This is a genomic window from Oceanirhabdus seepicola (assembly GCF_023684385.1).
Classification (GTDB): Bacteria; Bacillota; Clostridia; order Clostridiales; family Clostridiaceae; genus Oceanirhabdus; species Oceanirhabdus seepicola.
Genome location: NZ_JAGSOJ010000001.1, coordinates 1498322 through 1524875, shown reverse-complemented (window position 1 = coordinate 1524875; position 26554 = coordinate 1498322). Strand labels below are relative to the sequence as shown.

The window sequence follows — 26554 nt, the reverse complement described above, 5'->3', positions numbered from 1 at the left end:
TTCTTCAGTTTTTATCCTTGTATTCCCACTGTTTGAAAGAAAGGAACAAATTCTCCCTCAGTCCATTTTAATGATGTTTGAACATATCCCAATCCATCAGCATTATATCTACCAGCTATTCTCTGGTATGCATATAATTCATAAGTTCCATCTCGCTGAAAATCTACAGGATATAAGCCTCCTAAAGGATTAACCCATCCTTGAATAGGTACTTTAAGTCTACCATTGGAATCATATATTTCTGATAAATACTCTTTTCCTTTATATTTAATGTCTATGATATATTTCTTAGATTTATCTTTCTCTTTAACTTCAACCTCATCATAATCTTTATATATTACATCGTATTTGTACTCTTGGTTAAATTTCGCATGGTCAAAAATCTTTTCTAGAGTATTGCTTATATATGAATAAATATAATAAAAACCATATCCACCGCTTCCACCTGAATCAATGCTAATTAAAATATCACTAACTTTATTTCCAGTGAAATCACCTAAAAAGATTGTTGGGTTATAGCCAGCATTTTCTTTTAAAGATATTGTGGTAGAAATATTGGTTTTTCCATCATGAATTAATAATGCTATATTGTCAGTAAAGGGACTTTCTATTTCATTAGGTTTATCACCAACTAAGTAAATACTATCTATAATATTATCTCCGTTCACATCTTGTTGTTTAAAATCAAGTATATATATATAGTTATTCTGCTTTTGTAATTCCCGATAAGGTGGATAGTAATGCATACTATCATCTCCCACTAAAAATTTATATTAGTATATTATGAATTAACTAAATATGTGATAATAGGTAAAACTGGTTATTGTTGTTGTAATGGGGATTGAATTTAATTATATGATGAACTATAATATAATACGGACCACAAGGTTTGTTTTTAAGGGGTCTTCTTAATAAGAAGGGAGGCGATGAAATTGAATAGAGAACAACAAAATAAAATCAGTAGAGAAAGAATTTTAATAGCAAGTCTGAAAGAGTTTGGAGAAAAAGATTATTCATCAGCATCTATCAATAATATTTGTAAGAATAATAAGATTTCAAAAGGGTTATTATTCCACTATTACAAAAATAAGGATGAGATTTTTCTTCTTTGCGTAGAAAAACTTTTTATTGATTTAAGTGTCTATTTGGAAGAAAATTTTCAACTTACTGATTCAAATATTGAAGAAAATTTGAGGAACTTTATCCAAAAAAGATTTGAATTTTTTAATAAATATCCTTATTATGAGCAGATATTTTTTACAGCTACATTCAATCCACCAAAACATTTGATATATGAGATTGATACATTAAGAAAACCAGTGAAGAAAACAAATAGATGTTTTTGTCATGAAATTTTAGATGGTCTAAATCTTAAGTCAAATGTTACTACAGAGCAAGTTGTGGAAACTATCATAGGCTTAGGCAATTATTTACATATGAAAATGCAACATGATAATTTATTATCGGTGGATGAAAAATCATGCATGATAGAAAAGTATACAAAAGAATATGTAAATATGCTCAATATGCTTTTTTATGGGATTGTAAAATAAATATTGGAGATGAAAGAGAGAAATGATAAAAGGGATATTATTATTGATTGTTTTTATTGCCATTGCAATAATGGTAGGAAAGTTAGCTACAAAAGTTAAGATGCCAGCGATTTTAGGATGGCTTTTGACAGGAATGTTGATAGGTCCGTATGCATTAGGATGGTTAAGTGATAGTATGTTAAACAGTACATGGTTTCATGTTATTAGTAGTATCTGTGAAATAACAGCAGGCCTTTTTATTGGTACTGAATTGATTTGGAAAGACTTGAAAAAATCAGGAAAGCAAATTTTAACAATATGTTTTACTGAAGCATTTGGTGCTTTTTTGATTGTGACAGTGGCCTTTGGTTGTATATTTGCCGTTACAGATATTCCGATTTATTTAGCGTTTATTTTTGGTGCAATTGCATTAGCAACAGCACCGGCACCTTCGTTATCAATTATTAATGAGTATAAGGCGAAAGGGCCAGTGACAAGCACACTTATTCCCTTAGCTATTTTAGATGATGTAATTGCACTAATTGTTTTCTTTATGGTAATAGGCATAATTTCAAATATTTTAGCTGGTGGAGGTCTTCCACTTTACTATGCACCACTTATAATTCTTTTGTCAATTATAGTAGGTATTGTAATGGGAGTTTTAGCGTCATTTGTGCTTAAAAAAGAAGTTGATAAAAAGAGTACTATTTTCTTGGCATTAGCATGTATAATAGCTACAACTGGAGTGGGTATGTATATTAATGAGTATATATTACCAGAGCCTATGATGAATTTAATGCTTGTAGGTGTAACTTTTTCTGCTACTTTTGCGAATATAATACCGAGAAAAAGATTGGATCAAATAAAAGAAAATATAAATATAGTGATAATCTTAACCATGATTATTCTTATTATTAACTTAGGTGCACCACTAGACTTTCATTTGATTCTAGGGGCAGGACTATTTACAGCAATCTATATAGTGGCTCGTGCCATTGGTAAATTAGGGGGAGCTTATATTGGGGCTGTGATTTCTAAAGCACCTGTAACTGTTAAAAAGTATTTAGGGTTTACATTGTTGCCACACTCAGGTGTTTCTTTAATTTTTACTGGGATTGCGGTTAGTACGCTTATGCAACCTGCACCTGAGTATGCTGAAATTATTCAGGGAACGATTGCAGCAGCGGCTGTTATCAATGAAGTGATAGCAGTAATATTAGCCAAACAAGGATTTAAACTTGCTGGAGAATTAGATGGTAAAAAAGAATTAGAGTTGAATACTGAGAATGTAATACAGGCTTCATAATTAAGCATGATTAAATAATTTGTATATAATATAAAAATCAGTGGTATAAAAATAAGTAACAAGTCATAAATACACTCATTTATGACTTGTTACTTATTTTAAAATGCTGTAACTATAGAATTTCATTTTTAACTTTTTTAATTCCAATTCTTTCAATCATAGATGCAAATCTTTCACCTTGTTCTGCATTTGTTTTATAATAGTCAATTACTTTTTCAGTAATTTTTAATGCATCTTCAGGTGAGTATAAATCATCTAATTCATCACCTATTCTGTAATTTCTTCCAAATCTTCCGCCTATATAAATAGACATTCCCTTTTTTATAACAGTCATTGCATCAAAAGGACAAACAATAGAACATTCACCACAATTTACACATTGGTCTTTATCAAAGTTTAATTTTTTATTTTCCATTGATAAAGCCTTGGCTTTACAAACAGAAATACATTTTCCACAAGAAATGCATGTTTCTTCATCAAAAGAAACATAGGCTTGGCCAACAAAACCTAAATCATTTAAAGAAGCTTTAGCACAGTTGTTTGGGCAACCGACTAAGCCTATTTTAAACTTAGATGGAAGGGTTTGTTTCATAAAAAATTCATCTTTGATTTTATTTGCAATACCTTGAGTATCAAATAATCCATGGGAACAAACTGTTCCTTTACAAGCAACGACAGGACGTACTTTTTTGCCTGTACCACCGTTAATTAATCCCGCTTCATTTATAGCTTTTTTTACACTATCAATATCTTCAGGTTTTATCATAGGAATTTCGATACATAGGCGAGTTGTAAAAGAAATTGTACCGTTTCCAAATTTTTGAGCAATTTCATTCACGAAATTCATTTTTTTTGCTGAGAAAACACCAGCATCACTAATAATTCTTACTGAGAAAAGACCGTTTTTTATTGGAATAAAACCTTCAGATTTTAATTGAGATATTTCTTCTTTGTTCATTGAAATCAACTCCTATTATATTTTGTTCATAAATATAATTACTGCTTTATAGCTGAAATCATTATAACACCGAGAAGCTATAAATAAAAATTATGATTTATTATATAACTATAAGATTTACTTATATATATTATTCTTACAAAATAAAACAAAATCAGTTATAAAATCTAGTGGTGAGTTATTAGCGTATACAAAATTAAATTCCCTTAAGATTTTCATATCTTTAATTGGTAAGGTATATAGCGTATGATTATTTAAGTCTTCCTTAACTGCTTCTTTTGAAATTATAGTATAACCAACATTTGACTTGACTAACGATATTGTAGCATTGATATCTCCAATTTCCATATATATATCCTCTGAAGCTATACTATATCCTTTTTCAAATAAAGAATTTTCCAGGACTTTTCTTGTGCCAGAACCTTCTTCTCTTAGTATAAGATTCCCATTCAATACTTCATCAATAGTAACAGTAGATTTATCAAAAAAATAATGCTCAGGAGAAAAAACTAAAATTAGCTCATCATCTTTTAATTTTGTATACTTAAAACGATTTTTATTAAAAGGTCCTTCCACTATAGCTAAATCTAATTCACCTCTTATAAGACTATTGAGTATATTTATTGTATTATTAACTTCGAGGAAAATTTCAATGTTTTCATGTGATGGTTTATAAAAACCTATAAGTTGAGGTAGAACATAACCACCTAGTGTTAAAGTGGCGCCAATTTTAAATCTTTTTTTATATGATGAATTAGTAATTTCATTAAAGGCTTTTTTACTGATTTTATTTAGTTCTTCAGCATATTGTAATAAAATTTCACCTTCTGCTGTTAATTCCATAGTTTTTCCATTTTTATATAAGAGTTTCTTATTATAATAATTTTCAAGAGCTTTGATGTGCTGTGAAACAGCAGGCTGAGTAATATTTAGTAGTTCAGATGATTTAGTTAAATTTTTCACTTTAGCTACAGTTATAAAGGTTAAGAGTTTATTATCTATCATTAATGTCACCTCTAGTTAAATTGCACTTGTGTATGATAACAATATACATTTATAGTTGTTTTGTCAACAACTAGGAGTATGAAAACAAATAGCAAGTCAAATTTTTAATTAAATTGACTTGCTTTTTTTAAAAGCACTAATGCTTCTTTTAAGAATATTATGATATTGAAACAGAAACATAAAGTAGAATAATATTTCAATGGAGGAATGGTAAATGTATAATTTAATGACGCCTTTTGGATTGAATAGAAATAATGAAAAAGATTATAACATTAAAGTATGGGGAGAAGGAAGTGTAAACGCAAAGCCTGATCAGGCAATTATTTCGTTAGGTGTGGTTACTAAAGATAAGAATGTAAAAAATGCTAAAGAAGAAAATACATTATTATCAAATCAAGTGATTAAAGGGCTTATGAAAATAGGAATTAATGAAGATGATATTGAAACAGCAACTTATACAATTAGTCCAATGTATGATTATCAAGATGGTAAAAAAAGCTTAAGAGGATATGAAGTTAAACATATGTTTAAAATTACTATAAAAGATATTTCTAAAGTTAGCGAAGTAATAGATGTTGCCACTGAGAGCGGTGCAAATGTTATAAACTATATAAGATTTGAAGTTTCCAACCCTGACTTTTATTATAATCAGGCTTTAGAAAAGGCTGTTATAAGTGCAAGAAAAAAAGGGGAAGTAGTTGCAAAGACTTTAGGTGTTAATATTAATAAAATACCATTGAGGGTAAGTGAAAAAGATATGCACCAAATAAAACCATATTATGAAAGAACGGGATTAGCAGTGATGGATGGAGCTACACCTATACAATTAGGAAATGTAGAGTTTAAATCAAGGGTATCAGTAGTTTTTCAATATGAAATGTTTGAATAGATAAAAAAAGCACGGGTGTGCTTTTTTTATCTATTCAGTCAATCATCATATTCCTTTACATCTTCAAAAATACCATATTAAAGCATGAGAAATAATTATTATCTGGAAATTTTATTTGAATTGGGATACAATTTTTATTAAGAAGATGATATATATATAAGTCATATAAAAGGGGAAAGACAGTGATACATACAAAAATAAATTATTATTTTGTGAGATTTTTAAGCTATATAATTCTTATGGCAATGGTAGTCATGGTTTTTAATTTAAATAAAAAGGATGTATATTTTGAATTTCTTATAGCACTTTTTTATATTCTTAATTCTATATTGAGAATGTATTTCTTTAAAGAAAGTAAAAGAAATACATTTAAGTATGGAATATTTACTTTCTCTGTTATTTTAGATGTAGTTATTATATTGTATTTCAAAAACATAATAGGGGTAGGCGCCTTAATACTAACATTTATAACAATTTTGGATATATTTTTGTTTTATAAAAGTCATGAAAGTTTGATAATAGTTTTGGGGATAAATATATTAGTGGGAGTTATAGTTTTCAACAATAAAAGTAGCAGTCTTTCTATTAACATGTTTTTATGTGGAAGTTTGGCTATATATTCAGTTTTGAGCTATTATCTTAAAGAGCTAGATAGTAAAAAGAATCAAGCACAAGAGCTTTATGATAGATTAAGAATTTCCGAGGAAAAACTCATAAAAGCAAATAATGAATTAAAATCCTATTCAAATACAATTGAGGAATTAGCCGTATTGAGAGAAAGAACAAGAGTATCAAGAGAATTACATGATAGTGTGGGACATGCATTGTCAACTTTATGTATACAATTAAAAGCTGTTGAAACTATATTTATTAATGAGCCGGAACTTGCAAAAAATATGTTAGGAAAAAATATAACATATGTAGAAAATACTCTTGATAGTATTAGAAGAACAGTAAGAGAATTAAAACCAAAAGAGCTTGAGATATATGATGGAATAATGGCTATGGAAAAAATGATAAAATCTTTTGAAGAGAAAACAGGAATAAAGGTAAGGTTTATTGTTTCAAAGGAAAAATGGGGTTTGCATAGTGAACAAAGCCATAATCTGTATAGAATTTTACAAGAAGGATTAAGTAACTCCCTTAAACATGGGAAAGTAAATAACATTACTGTATCTATGCAGTTTTTAAAAGAAAAACTTTATGTAAATATAAAAGATGATGGAATTGGGTGTGACAAGGTATCTTCTTCATTTGGATTAGAAGGTATTTCAGAAAGAGTAAAGGAAATGGATGGGACAGTTGAATATTATACTGAAAAAGAAAAAGGATTTTCTATATGTTTAACTATACCAAAAGTTAATTATATAGATTAATTATTGAGATTCCGTACGAAAATTAATTTATATATGTTCCAAAATCTCAGCGTATCAATGAGTTATGGACTTGTATAAATTAATATTTGAGTTGGAATCTCTACAAGAGGAGATTTTTTATGATTAAATTAATAATTGTAGATGATGAAATATTAATAAGAGAGGGACTTAAAATACTTTTATCTGTTTATAAGGATATTGAAGTAGTTGGGGATTTTAGTGATGGGGAAGAGGCGTATGAGTTTTGTAAAAATAACTTAGTTCATGTGGCACTCATGGATATAAGAATGGAAAAATGCAATGGGGTAGAAGCAACTAGAATGATTAAAAGTATAAAGGAAGAAATCAAGATAATTATTCTAACCACATTTAAGGATAGTGAATATATAGTGAAAGCATTATCCTATGGGGCAAGTGGTTATCTTTTAAAAGACAGTTCAAGTGAAAAAATATACGAGGCCATCAAAGGTGCTTATACAGGTAATGTAGTTGTAAACCCAGAAATAGCAAATATGATGCTGAAAGAAAGTAACAATACTAAAGATGTAAAAGAAAATGATATAAGTGAATTCCAACTGTCTGAAAAAGAGATAGAAATAATAAAGCTAGTAGCAGAGGGGCTAACAAATAAAGAAATAGGTGCTGAGTTGTTTTTAGCTCAAGGAACCATAAAAAATAATATAAGCACAATATTATCTAAGTTGGATTTGAGAGATCGTACACAAATAGCTATATTTGCTTATAAAAAAGGATTAATGTAAGGGTCGGCTTAAAAATTACTTCCACTTTTGGCTCAAAAATGTGAATGGTTCTTGCACTTTTTGAAACAATTTTAGTGGAAGTTATTTTTTAACGATCCCTAAAACAGTGCCAAAAGTCATTCCTGAAATTCAAAAGGAATGACTTTTGGCAATTATGCTCAACTTTACATTAATATATAATGTAAATATAAACACAAGGAAATTATTATTTATTTGAATATGCCTAAAAGGGGAGATAATAATGGAATCAAATAGAATTAGATTTAAAAATATTACAAAGAGATATGATGACAAATTGGTTATAGATAATTTAAGTTTTAACATAGAAAAAGGAGAAGTTTTTGGACTACTAGGACCGAATGGAGCAGGTAAGTCAACAGTGATTTCAATGCTTTGTGGAATAGTTGCTATAGATAAAGGTGATATAGATGTACAAGGGTATTCTGTAATAAAAGATTCTAAGAAGGTAAAGTCATTTATAGGATATGTGCCGCAGGAATTAGCTTTATTTGAGAATTTAAGTATTTTGGACAATTTAAATTATTTTGCTGGAATGTATGGGTTAAAAGGGAAAGTAAAAAAAGAGAGAATAAATGAAGCTTTACAAGTAACTGCACTTGAGGAACAGAGGAAAATGAAAGTTAAAAAGCTTTCAGGAGGTATGAAAAGAAGATTAAATATAGCTTGTGCTATTATGCATCATCCTGAGATTCTTATAATGGATGAGCCAACTGTGGGAATTGATCCACAGTCACGTAATCACATATTAGAGTTTGCTCTTGATATGAACAAAAAACATGGAATGACAATTATATATACATCTCATTATATGGAGGAAATCCAAAAAATCTGCAATAAAATTCTAGTAATTGATAATGGAAAAGAGATTATAAGTGGAACAAAAGATGACATACTTAAATCAGTTATAAACGAGACAACTATTGATGTAAAGCTAATGGATAATAGACCAGAAATCATAAATAGATTGAAAAAACTCCAAGGGGTTAGTGAAGCCTATTATGATGAAAGTCTGAAGGTTTTAGTTGCATCAAATCAGTACAAGATAGAAGATGTATTAAAAACAATTAAGGAAAATGAAGGGTATATCCTTAATATAAGTATAAATGAACCTAATTTAGAGACTGTTTTTTTAAGCTTAACAGGAAAAAAATTAAGGGATTAGGAGGAGGAAAAATGAAATTAATAACACAAACCATCAAAGAATTAAAATATATTAAATCTTCAATTCTATATTTCCTGTTTTGTTTTATAGTAGCACCAATAATCATAGGGTTATTATTTGGAACATTGTATGAAAAAATGATGGATAAAAGTATTACCTTAAGAAATATTGATGTCTACACAATAATTGAAAAAGATGATAGTTATACAGAAGGGATTAATTCAATGCTATCTTTAAAAGAATTACCTTTTATAAATGCCATAGCTACTGAAGATGAGAAATTTATAGATACTTTAAAAAACAAAAAAGAGTCATTATTTATAAGGGAATCTAATGATAAGGTGGAAATAATTAATTACGGAAAAACTTCTATGGAAAAAAACATAGTTAGCAACCTTGTCACTGAACTGGTAAGTGTGCTTACACAAAAAGATATATCGAATATGTCCTTTGAAGAAAGAAAAATTTTCTTGAGCGAGTTCATAAAACTATCAAATAAAGATTTCACAGAAACAACAGAGATAGAAATAACTAAAAAGCTCTCATCATATGAAACTATGATTGTTAACCTTTTTGTTGCTATGAGTTTATTTATAGCAGTTACCTTTGCTTCAGAATTTATTAAAGAGAGAGAAAACTCAATGCTTACAAGATTAATTTCAATGAAAGTAGATAAAAAATCCATTTTCTTAAATAATGTAGTAACAGTTTTTATAATTTCTTTTGGAATTACATTTATATATATGATAATTTCAAGTATGTTAGTTTTAAGAATGGAAATATCTCCTTTAAAGTTAATATTGCCATGCTTAATACATGGAGGATTTATAACAGGATTATATGGGATTTCAATAGGGATGTTTAAAAGAGAACACACATACAAAAATATCATAACACTAATTCTTATGATAATAATGTTTCTTGGGGGAAGTTCTTTTCCATTAGATATATTTGATAATATTATTTTTCTATCTAAATTAATGCCTAATTACAATATACAAAGAATATTTCATGAAGCACTGCTTCAAAATAATTTATCCAATGTAAAAACATCCATATTGATAGTTTTAATAGAAATAATTATTTTAATATGTTTAGGATTAATTTCTTTTAATTCTTGTGAGAGGAGAAGGAAAAATGTTAAATATAGCATTAGTTAATTTAAAGAAGATGTTAAAAGATGTGAAAGCGGTTATAGGGATTTTATTAGCTCCAGTAATAATAATGTTTTTATTAAGTTTTTTAAATGGTTCATCAAATGCTGTTGTGGAAATAGGGATTACAGATAAGCTAAAAAGTGAGAAAAGTGAATATATTATAAATGAATTGAGAAATGATTCAACAATGAATATTACAATATTAAATGAAGAGGATTTAAAGAAAAAATTAAAAGATAAAAAAATAACCTTAGGTATTATTATTTCACAGGAAAAGGAAGAGAAATTTACCCTTTTAAAAGCAGATTTGAATAGTTATATGTTAGTAAAAAGCAAGCTGAATAATATATTAAGAGAATTAAAGCTTCTAGGAGAAATTCCAAAGAATGCATCAACTGATAGAATTGAATATATAAACCATCATAAATCTTCAGGGAAAATATTTGTCGTTGGATTCTTAATAAACTTCATGATGTTTTCCATGATATATATGATAAATGAACTTTCTGAATTAAAGAAAAGCAATATATTAAAAAGAAGTTGTACATGTCCTTATTCAAGCTTTCAATTACTTGGAGGAAAACTATTAGCAATGTTTGTCTTGATATTTATGCAGCTTGTAATTGTAAATATTATGGGATTATTATTATTCAAAGAGCTAATCTTTGAAAATATAATAGTGGCAACTAGTGTATTTATTCCTTTTATACTTCTTATTTTAGGGATTGGGCTTTTAGTTATAAGGGTATTTAAGAGTCCGGATTTAAGTCCAGTTATAGTAAATCTAATTGTGCTTCCAACAGGCTTAATAAGTGGAACATTTATGCCAAAGGAATTAATGCCAGAATTCTTATCAAAATACTCATTCATTGCTCCACAATATTGGGTAGTAAAAGGATTAGAACAAGGACAGGATTTAATGAAAGCTTTTCCAAGTGTTATTATACTAGCGATCATGGCACTTTGTTTCTTGGCTGCAAGTAGTTATAATTTTAAAAGTTTCTTGAGAGAGTAAAAAAAGAGTAGATGAGAGTGGAGAGTGTATAGTTCGCTAAATTGAAATAGCATACCCAAAATGATACTATTAATAATATATTAGGTATAAAAACATATTAATAAGGTGAAGAAGTTAGGTAATCTATTGGTACTGATTACACTCAATAAGTAATAAACTCAGGAGGACTAAAAAATGAATTTAACAATAAAAGAAATGTTAGATCTACCGAGTTTAAAAGGTCTAAAAGTTATAGCTGGTAGAGAAGGATTAGAAAGATTTGTAACTACTATAACTTTCGGCGAAGTGCCTGCGTATGAGTATTTAAAAGGTGGGGAATTTGTAATTTCTTCAGGCTACCTTTATAAAGACAACACTATGGAGATAATCGATGTAATTCATAAATTGAAAGAATCAGGAGCTTCAGCTTTAGGGATTAAAGTGGGACGGTTTATAAATGAAATTCCAGATGAAGTAATTAAATTAGCAGATTCATTGAAAATTCCTATAATAACTGTGCCTATTGAATTAGCATATGCAGATGTAATTAATCCAGTTCAGTCTGAGATAATTAATAAACAAGCCAAAAGACTTGAATTTTCAGAAAAAATTCTAAAATTATTTACAAATAATATTATTCGCGGTGGTACTATTCATAATGTCATAGATGACTTGAGTAGTACACTTCAAAAGAATATCATCTATTATGATAAATACTTTGATAATGAGATTATCGGAAAAGTTGATGATAATTTGGAGATGAACTTTAATAACTCAACACTCAATGAAATGATTTCCACTAAAATAAGCATACCAGTTGAGATAGAGTCTAGAAAATATGGTTATATCATTTTGAGTGATGACAATAAGCAAGCATACAATTTGACTGACTATGAGGAAATAGCTATTGAACATGCTAGTTCAGTAATAAAATTGCAAATACAAAAGAAAATTTCGAATCAGCAAATAGAAAGTAAGTATCGAAATGAATTTGTTCAAGATTTAATCACAGATAATTTGAACTCCCTTGAAGAATTGAACCGTAGAGCGGAATTTTATGGATGGCATTTTGACAAGGGTATGATAGCAGTTATTGTAGACATTGATGAGTATAAGAGTCGATACATGAAGTTTGATGACAATAATCCGACGGAAGCAATTATAAATACTAAAGAAGATATATTTCGTGATACAAGAAAACACTTTAAAAAACATTTTCAAAATATTATCTATGCGACTTTTAGTGACTATATAGTTATTCTTTTAGATAGAGGAAATAAAGACTTATCATCTTTTCTTAATGAATTAAAAGATGTGTCAGACAAACTGAGGAAAAAAATCTACAAATCTTATTCTTTTACTTTAACTATTGGTATTGGGAAATATATGGAATGTGTAAAAGATGTGCATCATAGTTATTCTCAGGCTAAAAAGTCAATAAAACTTGGGCGGCTAATTTATGGGAACGACAATACTGTTCATTATGAAAAACTGGGTATATTTAATCTTCTTTTGTCCGTTTATCAAAGTCCAGAAGCACAAGAGTTTTATCTTGAAAACTTAGGAAAGCTAATTGATTACGATAGAGAACACAGTGCTGATTTGTTGGAAACTATAAAAGTATTATCTAAAAATGATTGGAATTTAAAGACAAGTGCAGAAGAACTCTTTATCCATTACAATACAATGAAGTATAGATTTAAGAGGATATCTGAAATACTGAATATAGATTTATCAAATAGTGAACAGAAGCTAAATATAGCCCTTTCGCTCAAATTAACACAAATGAAGGAATAGGATATTGTACTAAGAGTACAATATCCTATTTTTTTATTGTCCTTTAAAGATATATTCAACAAGTAGTATTTATAATAACATAAAAGAAGAGATAATACATTCAAAATATTGATGTGATTCAGAATGTTTTAGGATAAACAAATTAGAGAATATATAAATAATAAATGGAGGGGGATAAAATGAAAAGAATACTTGATGATGCAAAAGCAATTCAAAACAAAATTGTAAAGCATAGAAGATTTTTTCATGAAAATGCAGAGGTAGGTGCTGAATTACCAAAAACAAAGGAGTATGTTCTAAGTCAACTCAAAAATTTTGGTTATGATCCAGCGGAAATTTGCGAGTCTGGGATTGTAGCTATTGCTGGTGGGAAGAAAGCAGGGAAGACAATACTTATTCGAGGAGATATGGATGCGCTATCTTTAGAGGAAGAAACAGACTTAGCTTTTAAATCTAAAACAGGGAATATGCATGCTTGTGGACATGATATGCATGCTGCGATGTTGCTGGGAGTAGCAGAACTTTTAAAAAATAATGAAGAAGAAATTGAAGGAACTATAAAATTAATGTTTCAGCCAGATGAAGAAGGTTTCACTGGTGCTGAGAGAATGGTAAATGCAGGTGTTTTAGAGTCTCCTAAAGTAGATGCTGCATTGGCACTTCATGTTACGCCATTATTACCTTCAGGTGTGGTATTAGGGGGAAGTGGCAAAATAGCATCTTCATGTGATCGTTTCAGAATTACTATAACAGGTAGAGGCGGACATGGAGCATTTGCACATGAAACTATAGATCCTATAAATGTGGGTGCACATATTCACACCGCACTTCAAACGATTAACAGTAGAGAAGTTGATGCAATGGAGCCGGCAGTTGTTACTATTGGTTCTTTTAACGGTGGTGATGAGCCCAATATTATTCCTGATAAAGTAGTCATGGAGGGGACTGTAAGAACTCACTCAAAGGATACACGAAATATGATTTTAAGACGTATTGATGAAATTTCAAAGTCAATAGCTTGTGCTTTTAATGCTAAATCAGAATTGGAAATCATGATGTCGTGTCCAGCTTTGTACAATGAACATAATTTTTCTAATGAAATTATAAGCTATATTTCAGCATTACTAGGTAAAGAAAAAGTAGTATGTTCAAATAATAAGATTATGGGTTCAGAAGATTTTTCACATATATCAGATAGAGTACAAAGTTTTTATATGGGGTTTGGATCTGGAAATGCTGCGGAAGGTTACATTTATTCAGCACATAACTCAAAAGTAATGTTCAACGAAGAAATACTTTATCAGGGATCTGCAACACTCGTATATGCTGCTTTAGAATGGCTTAAAAATAATAAATCTTAGAAGATTGAGGAGTTGAGTTGTGTGGAAGCGATTAAAATCTATTATGGTGGAAATATCATAACGATGGATGATACAGAGCCATTTGCTGAAGCGGTTGCAGTATATAAAGGTAAAATTATAAAAGTTGGCACTATGCTTGAAGTATCTAAAGTTGAAGGTGAAAAAGTCGAAATGATTGATCTTGAAGGGAGAACACTTCTTCCGGGATTTATTGATGCACATGGCCATATTTCACTTGTAAGCATGATAGTTGATTTTCCTTATTTAGGTGCACCGCCTATGGGTTCAGTAAAAAATATTTCTGAGTTGATAAATGTATTAAAGGAGTATAAATCAGGTGCTATCTCAAGTGAAGAACAGTGGATTATGGGATTTGGATATGATGACACTCAGTTAGAGGAAAAGAGGCATTTAAACAGATTTGATTTAGACAAAGTATCCAAAGATAATCCTGTTGTTATTTTTCATACATCATTACACTTTGCAGTATGTAATTCAAAGGCATTAGAACTTGCAGGAATAAACGAAGAGACTAGAGAACCATTGGGTGGCGTTATCAAAAGAATCCAAGGGAGTAATGTACCAGACGGATTATTAATAGGTAATGCCAGAATGATGATTGTTGAGCATATGCCAAAGGAAAATTTAGATGGTTATCTAGAGAAATTAGAAAAAGCTCAAGAACTTTATTTGCGACAAGGCATTACAACTGCTCAAGATGGAGGCGCAGGACTAGATGAATTTAATCTATTTTCTGCTGCAGCAATGAATAACAAACTGAAAATCGATATAGTATCTTATGCAATAAGCGATTATATAGACACAGTATTGTACAATGATAAATTTCCAGTAGGTGAATACAGAAATCACTTTAAATTAGGTGGGGTAAAGATACTGCTTGATGGTTCAATGGGTCGTACTGCATGGTTTACAGAGCCATACAATATTGCACCTGAAGGAGAATGCCAGGATTATAATGGGATTTCATATGTGAATGATGATAAATTAGAAGAAGTTTTCACTAAGTGTCTTAATAATAAGTGGCAGTTACTAGCTCATGTAAATGGTGATGCAGCTGCGGGTCAATATATTAATGTGTTTGAAAAGTCTCTGAATGCTACTAAAGGTATTGTTAAAGATATTAGACCTGTAATGATACATGCTCAAGGTGTTAGAGAAGATCAGGTTGATAAAATGAAAGAACTTGATATTTTGCCATCTTTTCTTTCTGCAAATACATTTTACATGGGTGATGAGTATGTTAAGAGATTAGGTAAAGAACGTGCTTATAGAACAAATCCTGCAAAATCAGCAGTTGATAGAGATATGATATTTACAATACATGATGATGCACCGGTTATTAAACCTAATATACTGAATGGGATATGGGCTGCGGTAAATAGAGAATCTAGAAGCGGAAAAATAATTGGTAAAGATCAGAGAATTTCGGTAATGGAAGCTTTAAAAGCTGTTACAATCAACGCTGCATACCAGTACTTTGAAGAGGATGTGAAGGGTTCAATAACAGTTGGAAAAAATGCTGATTTCGTAATATTAAATGATAATCCTCTAGATGTTGACAAAGAAAAGATAAAAGACATTTCTGTAATTGCAACAATAAAAGAAGGAAAACTTCTTTACCGAGATGATAGTATATTCTAATATCACAAGGTTAGTGCACTGAAGAATGGTGAAATGTTTAAATATAAAATATTTCTAAGGAGCGTAAAATTTTATGAATTTTGATTTTTTTATTATGTTTGGATGGATATCTGTTTTATTATTAGCAGGAACAGCTATTAGAGCTAAATTTAAGATTGTTCAAAAATCCCTTGTCCCTAGTTCTTTGATTGGTGGGATATTAGGTTTAATACTTATGAATCTTGGAGTAATTAAAATACCAGAAGCTGCATTATCTCAATTTGTATTTCACCTGTTTGCAATATCTTTTATAGCTATCGGGTTAATGGAAGGTAAGTCTGAAGGTAAGTCCAGTGGTAAGAAAGGATCTTTTTTCAAAAGTCCAGTTTTCAAGGGCGGTCTGTGGATGGCAACATTCTTTTACGTAATATATATACTACAAGCAATTTTAGGTTTTTCGGTTATTAAAGTATTTAACTTAGCTGGTTTTGAAAACACAATACCACTACTTGGATTACTTGTACCAACAGGGTTTGCCATGGGACCAGGGCAAGCTGTTGTTGCAGGTCAAATTCTTGAGCAATTAGGTTATCAAGGTGCAATCTCAGTGGGAGTTTCTTTTGCAGCTATAGGCTTTTTAGTTTGTTTTTTAATTGGAGTACCTGTAGCTAACTGGGGTATTCGTAAGGGATTAGCTAAGCACGCAGGGGAAATCTCAGAAGAATTCTTAAGTGGTGTTCTTAATAAGGATAACCCAAAAGAATCAGCAGGGGAGCTAACATTTCATGCAGCAAATGTAGAAACTTTTACTGTTCATGCTGCTTTAATCGGTATGATTTATTTAATATCATATTATTTTGCTAGCTCAGTATCTCAGTTTTGTTCTGCCTCAATAGCAACTGCTATTATGGGAATGGTATGGGTATTTGGACTTGTTTTTTCAAAATTAACAAATAGTGTTATGAATAAGATGAACATTGGTCATGTGATGAGTCCTCCTTTATTTAAGAGAATTGCTGGTTGGGCAATAGATTTTATGGTGTTAACAACAATCATGTCAGTTAAAATTTCATCACTTGGAGAATATTTACTACCAGTAATAATAATTTGTATTTTAACTGCCATTATCACAGCTATATTAAGTTACTATTTTGGAAGAAGAATTGGAGGAGATAATGACTTCGAAAGAGCATTAGTTATGTATGGTGTATGTACAGGAACAACTAATAGTGGACTAATCTTGCTACGTATGATTGATCCAGAATATAAGACAACAACCGTTCTTGAAGTTGCAATGCACGTAGTAATTGGGGATGCTTTTTTAGGGCTAGCAGTACAATTTATTGGACTGGCACCAGCTATTATGGGATGGAGTTATAGTATAACATTTTTAGCATTAGGAGGTTTTTTCCTTCTCTATTTAATAATGATGAAAGTATTCAAAGTTTGGGGAAAACCTACTTTTTCTCTATTCGAAAAAAATATGTAGTGTAAAGGAAGCGGGTTATATGAAAAAATTAAGATTTGCTTTGTGTGGTTTTTGGCATGAAACTAATACTTATGCTACAGAAGCCATGGGGTTCACTAAAATGGATAAGTTCTATGCAGTTGAAGGAGCACCAATTGTAGAACTGTTGAAAGGTGCTGATTCAGTACCAGGAGGTTTTATAGAAACATGCCATAGGCTTGATATTGAAGTTGTTCCAGGATTCTATGCACTTGCATTTCCATCATCCACTATTGAAAGGGAAACCTATGAAACAATTAAGAGAAATACCTTAAAAGCAATTGAAAAAATATTGCCTTTAGATGTGGTAATGATTGAATTACACGGGGCAGCAGTTGTTAAAGGAATTGATGATCCAGAAGGTGATTTGCTTGAAGCAATAAGAGGAGTAGTAGGAAATGATGTGAAGATAATTACTACTTTAGATTTACATGGGAAGATTACTGATAAGATTATAAACAATATAGATTATATTAATGGAGCTCTCTGTTATCCGCACTTAGATTTAAAACCAAGAGCTGATGAAGCTGTAGAGCGTATAGTAGATATATTGAATAATAAGTATACACCATTTTTAGCATATGAATACATCCCAATAGTATTTCCTATGTTGACCACAGAGGCAGATACTTTTGCAAGGGATATTAAGAATTATGCTATTGAAATATCAAAAAGAGACGGGGTATTAGATTGCACAGTGTTACATGGATTCCCATTAAGTGATACAACTTTAAGTGGAATGAGGGTTATGGTCACTACAGACAAAAATAATAAACTTGCAGAGAAATATGCAAAAGAACTAGGTTTATATATATGGGAAAATAGAAGTAGAATTAAAGAAAATTATAAAAAGTTTGTTAGTCCTGAGGAAGCAATTGAGTATGTAAAAAGAGAAAAAAACATTGATAATGCTGAAAATGAAGCTAGTGATTTTAATCAGCAAATATTAAAAACATCTTATGGCTATTTACCTAATGAAAGCAATAACAAGCCAATACTATTGGCAGATGTTGCGGATAATCCAGGATGCGGAGCTTCAGTAGACGCTACTTTCTTATTAGAAGAAATGATTAAGGCAAATTTAGAAAAGAGTGTTTTTCTTGGGTTACTTGATAGAGAAGTAGTTGATTTAGCTTTAAAACATGGAGTTGGTTCCACTATAGAAGTATCATTAGGTGGCAAACATGGAAAGTGGAGTGGTAATAGTATAAAAACTAAGGCATATGTAAAATCAATATCGGATGGACATATCACATATAGAGGATTATCAAAGGGGCAGAAGCTAGATATTGAACCTATAGTTAGATTGATAATAGGTAATGTTGAGGTTGTTGTTATCAGAAAACCAATTCAAGGTTTAGATGATAATTTTGCTACAGAATTAGGAATACAATATAGTGATTATAATGTAGTGGCATTAAAGTCAGCTGTACATTTCAGATTATTCTTTACTGACAAAGTTGAAAAGATACTACTTGTAGATACACCAGGATTGGGGAGTAATGATATTGAACTTTTTCCAAAGGAAAATTCTAAAAGTAATCTTTACCCAGTTCATAGTGACTCAATATATGAGTAAAAACTAGGAAGAAAAGATTAAAGCAACACTACCAATAGGATATGTAGATTGATATGTTAGAATATTAATAAAATCACCTCAATAACTAAATGGAGGTGATTTCTATTGATATGTGATTATTCTAACGATATTTCAATATTAGTAAAATACAGTTCACTTATTCCTTCAAAACCTGAATCAACACCTAGAATTACAAAAGCTTCCACATTTTCATTAGTTGTAATTTCAACAACATGTTCAAAAGGCTTTAATTGGAAAGTTTCATCTTCTGAATCCTTTTGGAAAACAATTCATTTATTTGATATAATAGGGCTAAATGTATTGGAAATTTTAATTAAGATATTGTTAAAGTGAAATTAGGGGGAAAAGTAAATGGTAGATAAAATCAAAATAAATATTGACAACTATCTTAATGGACTTATGGATATAAACTAAGGAGGTAAGTGATGAACATTATAACTGATCATCATGTTCATTCAGAATTCTCAGGTGACTGTAATACCCCAATAGATAATGTAGTAAAAAGAGCTATAAAGTTGGGATTGAAAGAAGTAATGTTTACAGATCATCAGGATTATGATTATCCAAATGATGAATTTTGTTTTGAAATAGACTTTGAAAAATATGTAGAAAAGATAAAAACGCTTAGAGAAGAATATAAAGAAATTGATGTTTTAATGGGGGTTGAAATTGGATATCAACCTAATCTAAACAAAAAAATAGATAACCTATTAAATACATATGAATTTGACTTTGTTATATGTTCAATACATTCGTGGAATGGTATGGAACTTGATCAAGGTGATATATTCAAAGGAAAAACTCAAGCTGAAGGATATAGAGAATACTTTGAATATGTTAAATACACTGTTGAAAATTTTCAAAACTGTGAAGTATATGGACATCTTGATTTCATAGTTAGATATGGAAACTTTGAAAATAAGATTTTAAGGTATGAAGATTATAAAGATAGTATTGATGAAATATTAAAAACTATTATAAAGAATGGAAAAGGAATTGAAGTTAACACTTCAGGATTAAGATATAACCTTGATACTATGCATCCAAACAAAGATATATTAAGAAGATATCTTGAGCTAGGAGGTAAGATTATAACAGTAGGTTCAGATTCACATAGAGCAGAGGACTTATGTTCAGATTTTAATCTGGCAATAAAAGAGCTTATGGAAATTGGATTTAAAGAAGTTACAACTTTTAAAAATAGAAAACCAAGTTTTATAAAAATTTAAGATTAAATATAATGAAGAAATAAAATATAAAACCCTCAACTGAAAAATGTGGAGGGTTTTCCTTTATTAAAATACTATATAAAATTAACAAAAGTATGATTTACAGAATATTTTTCATTCACACTGTTTTTTATGGTTTTATTTATATCTTTAATTATAGTTTTAGATATGTTCTCATCATTAATACAAACATCTACAACAACATAAGCAGTTTTTCCCGCTTTGTGTACTCTTAGTTTATTGATATTTAATTCATATAAATAGATTTTCTTTAAGCTTTCCAAAAGTTCATTCTTTTCTTCTTCTGAAATTCCTTTTCCACCTAAAATTGCAATTGTTTTTGAGAATAATTTGATTGAATCTATTGCAACCATTAATGCTATGAAAAATACAATTATAGAATCACTTATTGGTACTAAGAATTTTAGGGGAGTAAATTTTAAAAGTCCAATAAATATAAAAGAGCCTCCTACCCCTAACATAAGAAGTGAGTTTGCTTTAGCATTAAATTTTTCTGCTGAAAGAAGTTCAGATTTACCTTCAGTAATTTTGCAGTATTTACTATAATGAATATTTAAAACAACATACATTAAGGCTATAAAAATTACATATATCATAAATATTTTTGCATCAACCTGTGGAACACTTCCAGTAGAAATGTATGTTATTATTTTTGATACACAGTCTAATAAAGCCATTAATACTGTAATAGTAAGTAAAAATGATCTAAGAGCAACATAAAGTGGCTCGTAACCAGCATATCCAAAAGGATACTTTTCATTTTCTTTGGTTAAAAGTGAGGATACTTTAATTGCTATTAATGTTGAAATTGCTGAGATAATGCTAAATACACCATCAATTAATATTGCAGCAGAGTTTGATATTTGAGAAACTATAATTCCAAGAGTACCCATAAATAATAGTATAATAACAGCAATTTTTAAGCCTTTAGCTTCAGTCTTTTGTATATTCATGATAATTTCCTCCTTTAATATGTAGTTACTAAAGACCTGTCGGATATAGAGATTCCAGTACGAAAAGTAATTTATACATACACCTTAGAAAAAGCTATACGATTATAGCCAAAATCTCGAAGCATCAACGAGCTTTGGACATGCATAAATCAAAATTTGAGTTGGAATCTCTATAGGCAGGCCTTTTAATAAATTTATTATTTATTTTCTTTTTCCCATTGTTCAACTAATGTATCATAGTTGAGTCCATATTTCTCAAGGAAGCCTTTAAATGCATTTAAGTGGTCTTCCATTACATCAACCTTTGGACTCTCTTGTCTGTATACTTTTTCTAATCCCCATTCATCTGGAGTGTATATTTCTTTTACCCCAGGTCTTTTCTTACATCCTTTGATAGATTGTATATATCTGTCTGATTTCGCTTTAACATTTTCAATAGGACCAAATTTGCTAGGATCGATTACTATAATGTATGACCCTCCAACTGGTGTAGGTGCATCAGGTTTAAAGTAATCAGATGGCTGTGATGGAAGATCAGAAGAAACAATTCCATGTGGATTAATAATTGCTGTCATAAACTCATTCCATATGTTTAATGAGTAAAGTCTAGGATTTGAGAATATCCATGGAGCGCTACAATCACTAACTCTTCCGTAACCTTCAATTAATTTTGCATGTGGTCTTACATCATCTGTAAGCTCACCAGTTTTAGGATCTACAAGAAGTTTGCTTTTTAGTTTTCCATCTTTTAAAAGGGCTTCTGTAATATCTGCATCATATCCTTCACAAAGCTTTGTACTAACTACAAGTGGTAACTGCTCACCAGCTGGGCAAGCTGCATCAAATGGTGGAACTGACATAGCGAAATCCATTCCTCCAAATGGTGCACTAAGAGGAAGTGAGTTGTTTGAAGCCATTGCAACCATATCATGTTCAAGTGCTAGTGATGTATAAGAAAAGAATGATCCAGCATCTATATGGTTATATCCAAATGAAATCGCCATACCAAATTCCTTTGCTTTTTCGATAGCTTTTTCAGTCATTTGTGTAATTGTGTAATATCCAGTAGATCTATTTCCGTTATAAACTGCCCATGTAGGACCTTCAGATACTAGTTCAGGTTCAGTTGTTAAATCACCAATTCCACCTTCAACAGGAATTAATGCAGCTTCCATTACTCCCATCCCTTGAAAAAGTTTTCCTTGTCTATCTCCCATTGATACTCCTCTTGCAAAAGCTTTTGCATGGTTTTCTGAAGCTCCTAGTTTCATCCAGAATTCCCTATAAAGAAACTCAAGAAGATCCGCATTGATTTTAAGTAGTTTAGAGTTTGACATTTTTATTACCTCCATATAAAATCTCTTGATTTGATTGTTTTTTTATTATGCAGTAAAATTAAACTTACTTAATAAGAGAATAATAAGTTAAAAAATTAACTTATATATCTAATAAAAAAGCCCAAGTTTACTTCCTTTAAGCTTGGTTCTAGTAATAGCTTAAAACAATAACGTACGTAATGGTCAATAATAAATTTTCCTTAAGAGGAGCGTGAAAAGGTGAAAAGAGAATATTTAATTAGCGAAATTGCAAAAATGTTCAATATAACCAAAAGAACACTTCAGTACTACGATAAAATTGATTTGCTTCAGCCAGCCTTTATTAAGGAAAATGGGTATAGAGTATATGGAGATGAAGAACTAGCAAAACTTATTGAAATATTGCTTTGGAAAAATATTGGTCTTGAAAGTTGTGATATAAAGAGGATTTTTAAAGATAAGAATCCTGAAAATATTGGGAATATATTAGATGAGGCAGATGAGAAACTTAATCAAGAATTACAAAGGGTAATGTTTTCAAAAGAAAATATTAGACTTATAAAGAAAAAATTGAATAATGAAAATTCAACCTATGATGGAATTAAGATAAAAGAGTTAGAGAAAAGAAAAATCATTAAGATTAAAGATAGTGGAGAGAGTTTAGATAATTTTTCAGATATACTGGCTTCAGGTTCAGAAATATTGAGAAAGGCCATTGATGATCAAATTCCCTTTGTTGAGTTTGGATTTATATTTGATAAAAACAGTAAAATTTCAGAAGAATATAATAGATATTCATGCTATTTTTTTACAGTTTCTAAAAATTATGAAATTAACGATAGTAAAAATTTATGTGCAGGAAGTTATGCTTGCTTAAAGGTAGAGGGATATATAAAAGATATAGATAAAGAGATAAAAAGGGTACTTTCTTGGATGGAGGAAAAAGGATATAAAGTAGGAGGGGATATTATCTACTCAGAGTCTTTTAAATCATTAACCCATGAGGAACCTAATAAAACAAAAGGGGAAATACAGATCTTACTTAAAGACCCATCAAACAAATAAAAAATTTGCTTAATGGGTCTTTAATGTTACTTTGTTTCTTCACTTATTCCAAAACAAGTCAAATCTCAGGCAAGAATAAAACCTCCAATAATATTAAACTTATTATGTATTTATTTTAATCTATCTTTTATAAAATATTCTTCATATATAATTGAATTGAAAATTTATTCTAGGTATATCCGATATACGGGAAAAAATCCATAATTTAAATTGTGGTTGACGATAAAAAAAGCTCATGATAAAATAAAGTTAAAAGAATCTATACTATTAGGATTGTTACTGATAATGCAGGCAAAACCTATAACATTTTATGTTATGGTTTTGCCTTTTTTGATTTTATTCCGTTTTTAGTGAAATGAAAAGAGACCTTTATGAATATTAAAAGGTTTCAAATAATAACAGGATTGTTACTGGTAGAGCAGGCAAAACCTAAATTGATTATGAAAAGGCAGAAATGTATTTTCATGATTAGTTTAGGTTTTATTTTTTGAAAGGGGTGATTTAATCAGTAAATTAAAGACAAATAAGAAGTTGTCATAGGGGAGTGTAAGGTTTGGAATATAAACTTTTAGCATTAGATTTAGATGGTACATTATATACATCTGATAATCGTATTACAAAGAATACAAGAAAAATTATTCAAGAAGCAAGAAAAAAAGGTTTGTTAGTAACCTTGGCAACAGGAAGAAACTATCCAAGTGCAAAATTGGTGGCTAAGCATTTGAATCTTGAACTGCCTATTATTACTAACGATGGAGCCTATATTATAAATCATTTAGATGATAAACCACTATTTGAAAAAAGAATAGAGAATGAGATTATTATAGAAATTGTAGAAGTTTTGCTTCAATATAATCTGAACTTTATGATTTTACATGAGTCAAGTTCTTTTGGAAACTTTAATTATTTGGGTTGGAGGATGTTCTTACGTTTCTTTAATATACATTCATTCAAGACTTTGTTGGCAGAAAAATCAAAGTATAGAAGAATGTCAAACGATAAGATAATTCAATATATTAAAAATAATAAGACAAAGCCATTCAAAATTTTTGTTGATGGTAATCATGAACAAATAAATGAAGGGAGACTTGAGTTAGAAGAGAAATTCAAGGATAAAATCAGAATAACAAATTCAGGTTATGGAATGGAGATATTATCTCTAAATATATCCAAAGCTAGTGGTCTTGAAATTCTAACTAGTGAATTAGGATTTGATAAAAAAGAAGTAATAGCAATAGGAGATAGCTTTAATGATTTAGAAATGATCGATTATGTTGGGCTTGGTATTGCTATGGGAAATGCTCCATTAGAAATTCAAAATAAAGCAAAGTTTGTTACAAAAACAAATGATGATGATGGAGTTGCTCATGCTATTGATGAATTCTTTTTAAAAATTAAAGCTTAAATTAAAATAACACTAACATATAGGAGGAAATAATCATGGAAAATAAAATTAATCAATTTCCAGAGGGATTTTTATGGGGGGGAGCAGTTGCTGCCAACCAATGTGAGGGAGCATGGAATGTAGGAGGAAAAGGTGTAAGTACAGCAGATGTCGCTACTGGAGGTGCAGTAGATAAGCATCGTGAATATACAGATGGAGTTATAGAAGGAAAATATTATCCATCACATGAAGCTATTGATTTCTATAATCATTATAAAGGTGACGTTGCTTTATTAGCTGAGATGGGCTTTAAATGTTTCCGTACTTCAATTGCGTGGACAAGAATCTTTCCAAATGGTGATGAAGCAGAGCCAAATGAAGAAGGATTAAAATTCTATGATAACCTCTTTGATGAATGCTTAAAGTATGGGATTGAGCCTGTAGTTACAATCTCTCACTATGAAATGCCTTATGGACTAGTTGAAAAGTATGGCGCTTGGAGAAGTCGTAAATTAGTAGATTTCTATGTAAATTACTGTGAGGCATTATTTACTCGCTACAAAGATAAAGTTAAATATTGGATGACTTTCAATGAAATAAATGCAGTTGCATTATTTCCGTTTATCCCAGCAGGTATTAAGTTAAAAGAAGGAGAAAACAAGGAGCAAGTTTCTTATCAAGCAGCTCATCATCAACTAGTAGCAAGTGCAAAGGCTGTTAAATTAGGGCATGAAATTAATCCTAATTCTAAAATTGGATGTATGATATTATATCCACTTGCTTATCCAGAAACTTGTAATCCTAAAGATGTTCAAGCTGTTAATGAAATGATGAATACACATTATTTCTTCTCTGATGTTCATGTAAGGGGATATTACCCAAACTATCAGAAGCGTTATTTTGAGAGAAATAATATTAATATTGAAATGGAAGCTGGAGATGAGGAAATCTTAAAAGCAGGTAAAGTAGATTACATTGGATTCAGCTATTACATGTCATTAGTAATTAGTTCAAAACCAACAGATAAAAATTCTACAGCTGGTAATATGTTAGGTGGAATTAAAAATCCTTATTTAGAAGCATCAGATTGGGGATGGCAAATTGACCCAGAAGGGCTTAGAACTTCACTAAATAATCTATATGATCGTTATCAAGTGCCACTATTCTGCGTGGAAAATGGTTTAGGAGCTATTGATAAGGTTGAGGAAGATGGTTCAATTAATGATGATTACAGAATTGACTATTTAAGAAAACACATTGTTGAAATGAAGAAAGCTGTTACAATCGACGGGGTAGAACTTATGGGATACACACCATGGGGATGTATTGATTTAATTAGTGCATCTACAGGGGAAATGAAGAAACGTTATGGATTCATATATGTTGATAAAGACAATGATGGTAATGGAACTTTAGAAAGATCTAGAAAGAAGAGTTTCAATTGGTATAAGAATGTTATTGCGACGAATGGTGAGGAATTATAATTCTATCTTCATTATAGAACTTAACAAAGTAAAAT

The 26554-nt window shown here is 30.0% G+C and carries 23 protein-coding genes; 18 read left to right on the top strand and 5 right to left on the bottom strand.

Annotation, left to right across the window (positions count from 1 at the left end; genetic code table 11):
- Positions 1-11: 11 nt before the first annotated feature.
- Complete coding sequence (locus KDK92_RS06735; RefSeq protein ID WP_250858430.1) at positions 12-746, bottom strand: VCBS repeat-containing protein; 735 nt, start codon at positions 744-746, stop codon at positions 12-14.
- Between the two features lie 180 nt (positions 747-926).
- Here KDK92_RS06735 and KDK92_RS06730 point away from each other — a divergent pair, with 180 nt between their 5' ends.
- Positions 927-1553 (top strand): TetR/AcrR family transcriptional regulator, encoded by a 627-nt coding sequence (locus KDK92_RS06730; protein WP_250858429.1) that lies wholly within the window; start codon positions 927-929, stop codon positions 1551-1553.
- A gap of 22 nt (positions 1554-1575) precedes the next feature.
- Positions 1576-2838, top strand: a complete 1263-nt coding sequence (locus tag KDK92_RS06725) for a cation:proton antiporter (protein WP_250858428.1) — start codon at positions 1576-1578, stop codon at positions 2836-2838.
- Positions 2839-2950: 112 nt separating this feature from the next.
- Here KDK92_RS06725 and KDK92_RS06720 read toward each other — a convergent pair whose 3' ends face one another.
- Positions 2951-3796, bottom strand: coding sequence for a 4Fe-4S binding protein (locus tag KDK92_RS06720; RefSeq protein WP_250858427.1), 846 nt, complete (start codon positions 3794-3796; stop codon positions 2951-2953).
- Between the two features lie 117 nt (positions 3797-3913).
- Positions 3914-4801 (bottom strand): LysR family transcriptional regulator, encoded by an 888-nt coding sequence (locus KDK92_RS06715; protein ID WP_250858426.1) that lies wholly within the window; start codon positions 4799-4801, stop codon positions 3914-3916.
- 214 nt (positions 4802-5015) lie between these two features.
- Between KDK92_RS06715 and KDK92_RS06710 the strand changes: the two genes are divergently transcribed.
- The 13 genes from KDK92_RS06710 to KDK92_RS06650 all read left to right on the top strand — a co-directional run bounded on the left by KDK92_RS06710 (position 5016) and on the right by KDK92_RS06650 (position 20296).
- A complete protein-coding gene (locus KDK92_RS06710; RefSeq protein WP_250858425.1) occupies positions 5016-5690 on the top strand; it encodes an SIMPL domain-containing protein in 675 nt (224 codons plus the stop codon).
- Positions 5691-5872: 182 nt separating this feature from the next.
- Positions 5873-7066, top strand: coding sequence for a sensor histidine kinase (locus KDK92_RS06705; RefSeq protein ID WP_250858424.1), 1194 nt, complete (start codon positions 5873-5875; stop codon positions 7064-7066).
- Positions 7067-7185: 119 nt separating this feature from the next.
- Positions 7186-7827 carry a response regulator transcription factor gene (locus KDK92_RS06700; protein WP_250858423.1) on the top strand — a complete coding sequence of 214 codons (642 nt, stop codon included), beginning with the start codon at positions 7186-7188 and terminating at the stop codon, positions 7825-7827.
- A gap of 241 nt (positions 7828-8068) precedes the next feature.
- Complete coding sequence (locus KDK92_RS06695) at positions 8069-9010, top strand: ABC transporter ATP-binding protein (RefSeq protein ID WP_250858422.1); 942 nt, start codon at positions 8069-8071, stop codon at positions 9008-9010.
- Between the two features lie 11 nt (positions 9011-9021).
- On the top strand, positions 9022-10170 hold the full coding sequence (locus KDK92_RS06690; RefSeq protein ID WP_250858421.1) for an ABC transporter permease: 1149 nt from the start codon (positions 9022-9024) through the stop codon (positions 10168-10170).
- Positions 10148-11182, top strand: coding sequence for an ABC transporter permease (locus tag KDK92_RS06685; RefSeq protein ID WP_250858420.1), 1035 nt, complete (start codon positions 10148-10150; stop codon positions 11180-11182). The genes KDK92_RS06690 and KDK92_RS06685 overlap by 23 nt, the downstream gene beginning before the upstream one ends.
- A gap of 174 nt (positions 11183-11356) precedes the next feature.
- Positions 11357-12958 (top strand): PucR family transcriptional regulator, encoded by a 1602-nt coding sequence (locus KDK92_RS06680; protein WP_250858419.1) that lies wholly within the window; start codon positions 11357-11359, stop codon positions 12956-12958.
- Positions 12959-13137: 179 nt separating this feature from the next.
- A complete protein-coding gene (locus tag KDK92_RS06675; protein WP_250858418.1) occupies positions 13138-14319 on the top strand; it encodes a M20 metallopeptidase family protein in 1182 nt (393 codons plus the stop codon).
- Positions 14320-14340: 21 nt separating this feature from the next.
- The gene (locus KDK92_RS06670) at positions 14341-15981 is read left to right on the top strand and encodes an amidohydrolase (protein ID WP_250858417.1); all 1641 of its coding nucleotides are present in this window, start codon (positions 14341-14343) and stop codon (positions 15979-15981) included.
- A 73-nt stretch (positions 15982-16054) separates the two neighbouring features.
- Positions 16055-17449, top strand: coding sequence for a sodium/glutamate symporter (locus KDK92_RS06665; RefSeq protein WP_250858416.1), 1395 nt, complete (start codon positions 16055-16057; stop codon positions 17447-17449).
- Positions 17450-17468: 19 nt separating this feature from the next.
- On the top strand, positions 17469-19046 hold the full coding sequence (locus tag KDK92_RS06660) for a M81 family metallopeptidase (protein ID WP_250858415.1): 1578 nt from the start codon (positions 17469-17471) through the stop codon (positions 19044-19046).
- A gap of 105 nt (positions 19047-19151) precedes the next feature.
- Positions 19152-19400 carry a hypothetical protein gene (locus tag KDK92_RS06655; protein ID WP_250858414.1) on the top strand — a complete coding sequence of 83 codons (249 nt, stop codon included), beginning with the start codon at positions 19152-19154 and terminating at the stop codon, positions 19398-19400.
- A 92-nt stretch (positions 19401-19492) separates the two neighbouring features.
- Positions 19493-20296: a histidinol-phosphatase HisJ family protein gene (locus KDK92_RS06650; protein ID WP_250858413.1), complete on the top strand. Its 804-nt coding sequence runs from the start codon at positions 19493-19495 to the stop codon at positions 20294-20296.
- Positions 20297-20370: 74 nt separating this feature from the next.
- On the opposite strand, the gene KDK92_RS06645 is transcribed toward KDK92_RS06650, so the two are convergent.
- Positions 20371-21270, bottom strand: coding sequence for a cation efflux transmembrane domain-containing protein (locus KDK92_RS06645; protein ID WP_250858412.1), 900 nt, complete (start codon positions 21268-21270; stop codon positions 20371-20373).
- Between the two features lie 197 nt (positions 21271-21467).
- Positions 21468-22607 carry an Ldh family oxidoreductase gene (locus tag KDK92_RS06640; protein WP_250858411.1) on the bottom strand — a complete coding sequence of 380 codons (1140 nt, stop codon included), beginning with the start codon at positions 22605-22607 and terminating at the stop codon, positions 21468-21470.
- A 219-nt stretch (positions 22608-22826) separates the two neighbouring features.
- On the opposite strand from KDK92_RS06640, the gene KDK92_RS06635 reads away from it, so the two are divergent.
- The 3 genes from KDK92_RS06635 to KDK92_RS06625 all read left to right on the top strand — a co-directional run bounded on the left by KDK92_RS06635 (position 22827) and on the right by KDK92_RS06625 (position 26519).
- Positions 22827-23651, top strand: a complete 825-nt coding sequence (locus KDK92_RS06635; RefSeq protein WP_250858410.1) for a MerR family transcriptional regulator — start codon at positions 22827-22829, stop codon at positions 23649-23651.
- A gap of 553 nt (positions 23652-24204) precedes the next feature.
- The gene (locus tag KDK92_RS06630) at positions 24205-25056 is read left to right on the top strand and encodes a Cof-type HAD-IIB family hydrolase (protein ID WP_250858409.1); all 852 of its coding nucleotides are present in this window, start codon (positions 24205-24207) and stop codon (positions 25054-25056) included.
- A 35-nt stretch (positions 25057-25091) separates the two neighbouring features.
- Complete coding sequence (locus KDK92_RS06625) at positions 25092-26519, top strand: 6-phospho-beta-glucosidase (RefSeq protein ID WP_250858408.1); 1428 nt, start codon at positions 25092-25094, stop codon at positions 26517-26519.
- Positions 26520-26554 lie beyond the last annotated feature (35 nt).

Coding starts and splice junctions, on each gene's coding strand:
- KDK92_RS06675 (WP_250858418.1), top strand. CDS start 13,138: ATGAAAAGAATACTTGATGATGCAAAAGCAATTCAAAACAAAATTGTA.
- KDK92_RS06695 (WP_250858422.1), top strand. CDS start 8,069: ATGGAATCAAATAGAATTAGATTTAAAAATATTACAAAGAGATATGAT.
- KDK92_RS06690 (WP_250858421.1), top strand. CDS start 9,022: ATGAAATTAATAACACAAACCATCAAAGAATTAAAATATATTAAATCT.
- KDK92_RS06730 (WP_250858429.1), top strand. CDS start 927: ATGAAATTGAATAGAGAACAACAAAATAAAATCAGTAGAGAAAGAATT.
- KDK92_RS06640 (WP_250858411.1), bottom strand. CDS start 22,607: ATGTCAAACTCTAAACTACTTAAAATCAATGCGGATCTTCTTGAGTTT.
- KDK92_RS06660 (WP_250858415.1), top strand. CDS start 17,469: ATGAAAAAATTAAGATTTGCTTTGTGTGGTTTTTGGCATGAAACTAAT.
- KDK92_RS06685 (WP_250858420.1), top strand. CDS start 10,148: ATGTTAAATATAGCATTAGTTAATTTAAAGAAGATGTTAAAAGATGTG.
- KDK92_RS06665 (WP_250858416.1), top strand. CDS start 16,055: ATGAATTTTGATTTTTTTATTATGTTTGGATGGATATCTGTTTTATTA.
- KDK92_RS06725 (WP_250858428.1), top strand. CDS start 1,576: ATGATAAAAGGGATATTATTATTGATTGTTTTTATTGCCATTGCAATA.
- KDK92_RS06710 (WP_250858425.1), top strand. CDS start 5,016: ATGTATAATTTAATGACGCCTTTTGGATTGAATAGAAATAATGAAAAA.
- KDK92_RS06735 (WP_250858430.1), bottom strand. CDS start 746: ATGCATTACTATCCACCTTATCGGGAATTACAAAAGCAGAATAACTAT.
- KDK92_RS06645 (WP_250858412.1), bottom strand. CDS start 21,270: ATGAATATACAAAAGACTGAAGCTAAAGGCTTAAAAATTGCTGTTATT.
- KDK92_RS06650 (WP_250858413.1), top strand. CDS start 19,493: ATGAACATTATAACTGATCATCATGTTCATTCAGAATTCTCAGGTGAC.
- KDK92_RS06720 (WP_250858427.1), bottom strand. CDS start 3,796: ATGAACAAAGAAGAAATATCTCAATTAAAATCTGAAGGTTTTATTCCA.
- KDK92_RS06625 (WP_250858408.1), top strand. CDS start 25,092: ATGGAAAATAAAATTAATCAATTTCCAGAGGGATTTTTATGGGGGGGA.
- KDK92_RS06715 (WP_250858426.1), bottom strand. CDS start 4,801: ATGATAGATAATAAACTCTTAACCTTTATAACTGTAGCTAAAGTGAAA.
- KDK92_RS06700 (WP_250858423.1), top strand. CDS start 7,186: ATGATTAAATTAATAATTGTAGATGATGAAATATTAATAAGAGAGGGA.
- KDK92_RS06680 (WP_250858419.1), top strand. CDS start 11,357: ATGAATTTAACAATAAAAGAAATGTTAGATCTACCGAGTTTAAAAGGT.